This window comes from Micromonospora maritima, from assembly GCF_902825405.1.
In the GTDB taxonomy this organism is placed as follows: Bacteria; Actinomycetota; Actinomycetes; order Mycobacteriales; family Micromonosporaceae; genus Micromonospora; species Micromonospora maritima.
Map to the genome: position 1 here is coordinate 1 of NZ_CADEAU010000359.1, position 5,593 is coordinate 5,593.

Annotated in this window: 7 protein-coding genes and 1 pseudogene; 5 read left to right on the plus strand and 3 right to left on the minus strand. The window is 74.8% G+C overall.

Going from position 1 to position 5,593, the window contains the following annotated elements; all coding sequences use genetic code 11:
• The coding region (locus HUW36_RS24325; RefSeq protein WP_217428867.1) for a hypothetical protein at window positions 1-373 on the minus strand (373 nt) is incomplete at its 3' end.
• A gap of 108 nt (window positions 374-481) precedes the next feature.
• A pseudogene (locus HUW36_RS24330) lies at window positions 482-1,078 on the minus strand (DUF4291 domain-containing protein).
• A 75-nt stretch (window positions 1,079-1,153) separates the two neighbouring features.
• On the opposite strand from HUW36_RS24330, the gene HUW36_RS24335 reads away from it, so the two are divergent.
• Window positions 1,154-1,648, plus strand: coding sequence for a type II toxin-antitoxin system PemK/MazF family toxin (locus HUW36_RS24335; RefSeq protein WP_174530300.1), 495 nt, complete (start codon window positions 1,154-1,156; stop codon window positions 1,646-1,648).
• Between the two features lie 28 nt (window positions 1,649-1,676).
• Here HUW36_RS24335 and HUW36_RS24340 read toward each other — a convergent pair whose 3' ends face one another.
• Entirely contained in the window at window positions 1,677-2,312 is a 636-nt protein-coding gene (locus HUW36_RS24340) for a GGDEF domain-containing protein (protein ID WP_174530301.1), read from the minus strand.
• A 208-nt stretch (window positions 2,313-2,520) separates the two neighbouring features.
• Between HUW36_RS24340 and HUW36_RS24345 the strand changes: the two genes are divergently transcribed.
• The 4 genes from HUW36_RS24345 to HUW36_RS24360 all read left to right on the plus strand — a co-directional run.
• Window positions 2,521-2,778 (plus strand): DUF397 domain-containing protein, encoded by a 258-nt coding sequence (locus HUW36_RS24345; protein ID WP_174530302.1) that lies wholly within the window; start codon window positions 2,521-2,523, stop codon window positions 2,776-2,778.
• A 104-nt stretch (window positions 2,779-2,882) separates the two neighbouring features.
• Window positions 2,883-3,770, plus strand: a complete 888-nt coding sequence (locus HUW36_RS24350; protein WP_174530303.1) for a helix-turn-helix domain-containing protein — start codon at window positions 2,883-2,885, stop codon at window positions 3,768-3,770.
• 95 nt (window positions 3,771-3,865) lie between these two features.
• A complete protein-coding gene (locus HUW36_RS24355; protein WP_246248309.1) occupies window positions 3,866-4,714 on the plus strand; it encodes an SAM-dependent methyltransferase in 849 nt (282 codons plus the stop codon).
• Window positions 4,715-4,762: 48 nt separating this feature from the next.
• Window positions 4,763-5,593 (plus strand): serine/threonine-protein kinase (locus HUW36_RS24360; protein ID WP_174530305.1); only part of this gene is annotated, 831 nt, incomplete at its 3' end.

The following is a 5,593-nucleotide window of genomic DNA, read 5'->3' on the forward strand; positions in this document are numbered from 1 at the left end:
ACCAGGCCATCCCGGCGGCGCCGGCCACCGTCACCAGGCCCGGGACCGCCAGGCCCAGCGGCGCGGCCAGGTCGGGCAGCGCCGCCGCCGGGTCGCCCTGCCAGACGGTCCGCGCACCGACCGCCGCGAGGAGGACGACAAGCGGCAGGCCGAGCAGGGTGACGGTGAAGCCCCCGGCGAAGGTGAGCAGGGAGAGCACGAACACCGCCGTCGCCCACCGGGGCGCCCACCGGGCCACGCCGTACCCGCCGCAGCGCGGGCAGTCCGGCGGGGCCGGGTGCGGCACGGACCGCAGCACCCGGGGGGCCAGCCACCCGACGAGCAGTTTCAGCAGCTCCTCGGCGAGCTTCGTGAGCAGCGCCTGCGCGAACACGGCCGCCCTCCCTCCGCCGTAACCCATCGTCGCGGGCGGAGCGCACCGGAGCACGTACGCCGCGTGACGGTCATCCGACACGGCGGCGGGGTCGGTCAGTCTGGTCGGTCAGTCGGCGCCGACCACCCGGGCGACCTCGGGCGGCAGCGGGTACGGCCGTTCCACCGGCAGCAGCGCCGTGGCGGCCGGCTCGTCGCCCTCCGTGAGCCGCTCGTGGACGGACCGGGCCAGCGCGGTGACGTCGGTGAGCCCGACCAGCCACTCGTCCACGTACCGGTGCACCGCCTCGCCGGAGAGGCCCACCTGCACCGACCGGTACGGCAGCGGCGCCAGCCGGAGCGACCGTTCCGGGTCTCACTGCACCCGCACCGGGCTGGCGCGCAGCTGTCGCCGCCAGGCGTCCCGGTCCGGATGCCGCCGCGGGTCGTAGGCGCTCAGGCAGGCGTGCCCGAGCGCCCACTCGAAGCCGGCGCGGCTGACCCGCACCGCGAGCACCCGCTCCTGCCCGGGCTTGAGCGCCCAGCCGCAGCGGTACATCATCCAGCGGAACGAGGGCTTGATCCAGGTCATCCGCTCCCGCTTGAACGGCGGCGCGAACCGGCCGGCGGCCAGCGCCGCGTCGGCGGTCTCCGGCGGGTACGCCTGGTAGACGGTCACGGTGTCGGCGGTGAAGGCCGCCCGGATCTGGTGGCGGGGAACGGTCACCGGGGCATGGTGGCGAACCGGATGGCGCGCCCGCCACCGGATTCCCCCGGCCGCCGACCGGATAGGCTGCCCGCCGTGGCAGGTCTGTTGAGGAACGTGGCGTCCCGGCTCGGTCGGATCACCGGGGGCGCCGCCGCGCCCGCCCGACCCGCCGGGCGGATCCCGGCTCAGGTCGCGCGCCGCCGCCAGGTCAGCGCGTTGCAGCGCCGCGAACTGTCGTACGCCCCGGAGCCGGACGGGCAGGCGGACCCGGGGGAGATCGTCTGGACCTGGGTGCCCTACGAGGACGACCCGCGCCAGGGCAAGGACCGTCCGGTGCTGGTGGTGGGCCGGCACAGCCGCACCCTGTTCGGGTTGATGCTGTCCAGCCAGAGCGACCGGGACGGGCAGCGGCACTGGCTGTCGCTCGGCCCGGGGGAGTGGGACCGGGACCGACGGCCCAGCTGGGTCCGCCTGGACCGGGTGCTCACCATGCGCGAGGACAGCATCCGCCGGGAGGGCGCGGTGCTGGACCGGTCGCGGTTCGACCGGATCGGCCAGGCGCTGCGCGCGGGCTACGGCTGGCGATGAGCGCGGCCGGGCCGCACCCGGCGCAGGGTCAGCACTCGGCGACGAGCTGACGGGCGGACCGCCCGGCGCCGAGCGTCTTCGCCTCGTACATCGCCGCGTCGGCGCGGCAGAGCGCGTCGGTGAGCTGGGCGGGGCCGTGCACCGGGGCGAGCCCGACCGAGGCGGTGACCCGGATGCTGCGGCCGCCCAGCGGGATCGGCGCGGCGAGCGCCTCGCAGAGCCGGCGGGTCGCGTGCTCGATCCAGCGCCGGTCGTGCGCCGGGCTGACCAGCAGGCCGGCGAACTCGTCGCCGCCGAGCCGGGCGACCAGGTTGTTGCCGGCGAACGCGGCCAGCCGCTGCGCCGTGCTGACCAGGACCTGGTCGCCGGCGGCGTGCCCGTAGCGGTCGTTGACCTGCTTGAAGTCGTCCAGGTCGAGCACCACCGCGACCAGGGGCTGGCCGCTGGGGTCGGTGAGCAGGGCGGCGGCCAGCCGGAAGAACGCCCGGCGGTTGGGCAGGCCGGTCAGCGGGTCGTGACTGGCGGCGTGCCGTTCGGCGGCCAGCTCGGCCTGGAGCAGCTGGATCTCGGCCTCGGCGCGGACCGCTCGGCGGCGCAGCTGCCACGCGGACACCAGGGCGCCGGCGGCGGAGATGCCGGAGGCGACGGTCATCGGATCCGGCACGCACCCTCCTCACCGCAGTCCCCGGCCGCGCGGGCGGCATCCGGGGGCCGGGTTCGGGTCACCGAACGTGAGCGACCCGGCACACCGTACGTTCGGCTATCATGCTCGCTGTCCATTGCAGATGCAATAGCAGATGCACGTGCATCTCACTCCTCAGTCGACAGACGCTCCTCCCCGCGGCCTCGGCTGGCGCTTTCGAAGGACGCCCATGCAACAACCGCCGAACGGCGTGCCCGTGACCGACCTGCCCCCGATGCGCTGGTTGAAGAGCCGCCGCAGCAACCCCAGCGGCAACTGCGTCGAGTTGGCCGAGCTGCCCGGCGGCACCGGCATCGCGGTGCGCAACTCCCGCCACCCGGAGGGGCCGGCGCTCATCTACACCGTGGACGAGATCGCCGCCTTCGTGCTCGGCGCCCGGGACGGCGACTTCGACCACCTGATCCGGCCGTCCCGTCCACGGGACTAACTCGGCCGTCCGGAGGAGTTCACCTCACTGTCGGTTCATGGCATGCTTACTCGTCGGCCGGGGAGGGCACCCGGTCGCGCAGCCGGGATGCGAGGGGCGGTCAGGTGGCGACGGTGCCCGTCGAGGGTGGTCCGACAAGCGGTCCGACCGTGCTGCGCATGCTGCTCGGGGCGCAGTTGCGCCGGCTACGGGAGGGCGCCGGGGTCAGCCGGGAGAGCGCCGGCTGGGAGATCCGCTCCTCCGAGTCGAAGATCAGCCGGATGGAGCTGGGCCGGGTCGGCTTCAAGGAGCGCGACGTCGCGGACCTGCTCACGCTCTACGGGGTCACCGCGCCCGACGAGCGCGCCGCGCTGCTCAAGCTGGCCCGGGACGCGAACAGCCCGGGCTGGTGGCACCGCTACGGCGACGTCCTGCCCACCTGGTTCCAGTCCTACCTCGGGCTGGAGGCGGCGGCGGCGCTGATCCGCACCTACGAGGTGCAGTTCGTACCCGGCCTGCTGCAGACCGCCGCGTACGCCCGGGAGGTGATCCTGCTCGGGCACCGCGGCGCGTCGCCGGCGGAGCTGGACCGCCGCGTCGAGCTGCGGATGGAACGGCAGGAACTGCTGCGGCGCAGCGACCCGCCGCAGCTGTGGGCGGTGCTCGACGAGGCCGTGCTGCGACGCCCGATCGGTGGGGCCGCGGTGATGCGCGAACAGCTGGACGCCCTCGTCGCCGCCACCGCGTCGCCACACGTGCGGCTCCAGATCGTCCCGTTCTCGGCCGGTGGGCACGCCGCCGCCAGCGGTGCCTTCAGCATCCTGCGCTTCGGTGACCAGGACCTGCCGGACATCGTCTACATCGAGCAGCTGACCAGCGCGATCTACCTGGACAAGCGCGACGACCTCGACTTCTACGCCGAGGCGATGGAACGGCTGTGCGTCGAGGCGGCACCGCCGGAGCGCACCGCCGAGCTGCTCACCCGGCTCCGCGACGAGCTGTACCGGGCCTGACCGTCGGGCCGCCGGGCGCTAGCATGACCGGCGGAACCGACGATTGTGGACGGACGTCATCCGGCGGCGGTGGCGCGCGAGTCGTGGAGGCGGTCTTGACCAGCGAAACATCCGGCACGGCGACCGAGCCGGGTCACCCGGCCGACCGGATCGACACCTCCGTGGCGCACCCGGCCCGGCGGTACAACTACTGGCTGGGCGGCAAGGACAACTTCCAGGCCGACCGCGAGTCCGGCGACGCGATGGCCGCCCGCTTCCCGACCATCCGGCTCAGCGCGGTGGAGAACCGTCGGTTCCTGCGGCGCGCGGTGCGCCACCTGGCCGGCGAGGCGGGAATCCGCCAGTTCCTCGACATCGGCACCGGCATCCCGACCGCCGACAACACGCACGAGGTGGCGCAGTCGATCGAGCCGCGCGCCCGCGTGGTCTACGTCGACAACGACCCGATCGTGCTGGCCCACGCCCGGGCGTTGCTCACCAGCTCGACCGAGGGTGCGACCGCCTACCTCGACGCGGACCTGCGCGACCCGGAGCGGATCCTCGCCCACCCCGACCTGCGCCGCACCCTCGACCTGTCCGCACCGGTGGCTCTGATGCTCGTGGCGGTGCTGCACTTCGTGCCGGACAGCGACGACCCCTACACCACCGTCAGCCGGCTGCTGGACGCGTTGCCCGCCGGCAGCTACCTGGCCGCCTCGCACGCCACGCACGACTACCTGCCACCGGCGGTGGCCGAGGAGGCGAAGGCGGCGGCCCGTGGCGGCGGCCCGCACGGTGTGATCAACCTGCGCGCCCGGGACGAGGTCGTCCGGTTCTTCGACGGCCTGGAGCTGATCGAGCCGGGCATCTGCTCGGTGGCCGAGTGGCGCGCCGACGGCGAACCCGAGCCGCGCCCCTCGGTGGCCGACGTGAGCATGTACGGCGGGGTGGCTCGCAAGCCCTGACCCCGCCGGTTGGCGCGCACACGAGCCGGCCAGGCAGACTGGGGCATCATGTCGCCGTTCACGCCCGCCCTGCGGCTGCACGACCGGTACGTCCTGCGCGAGCGCATCGGCCTCGGCGGGATGTCCGAGGTGTGGCGCGCCGACGACGAGGTCCTGCACCGTCCCGTCGCGGTCAAGGCCCTCGCCGGCCGGCTCGCCGCCGACCCGCAGTGGCGCGCCACCATCCAACGTGAGGCCCGGGCGGCGGCGCGGCTCACCCACCCGCACGTGACCCAGGTGTACGACTACGGCGAGGCGGCCCTGCCCGACGGCACCGTGGTGCCGTACCTGGTCATGGAACTGGTGGACGGGCGGACGCTTGCCGACCGGCTGGCCGGCGGGCCGCTGGCCTGGCCGGAGGCGGTCCGGATGGCCGGGCAGGTCGCCGCCGCGCTGGCCGCCGCGCACCGGATCGGGGTGGTGCACCGCGACATCAAGCCGGCCAACGTGATGCTCACCGAGACCGGCGCGAAGGTGCTCGACTTCGGCATCGCCGCGCCGGCCGGCCCGCAGGCGGTCGGGCAGACCGGTGAGCTGTTGATGGGCACCCCTGCCTACTTCGCCCCGGAACGGCTCGACCCGGGCCCCGCCAACCCGGCCGGCGACGTCTATGCGCTCGGCGCGCTGCTCTACCGCGCGCTCACCGGTCGGGCCCCGCTGCCGGTGCAGACCTGGGACGACGTCGTGGACCTGCGTGCCAACCGGCCGCCGGTGCCCCCGCTCCGCGTTCCCGGCCTGCCCGCCGACGTCGCCGACCTGGTCCTGGCGTGCCTGGCCGAGGATCCGGCCCGGCGACCCGGCGCGGCGCTGCTCGCCGACCGGCTCGGCGCGGGCCGTCCG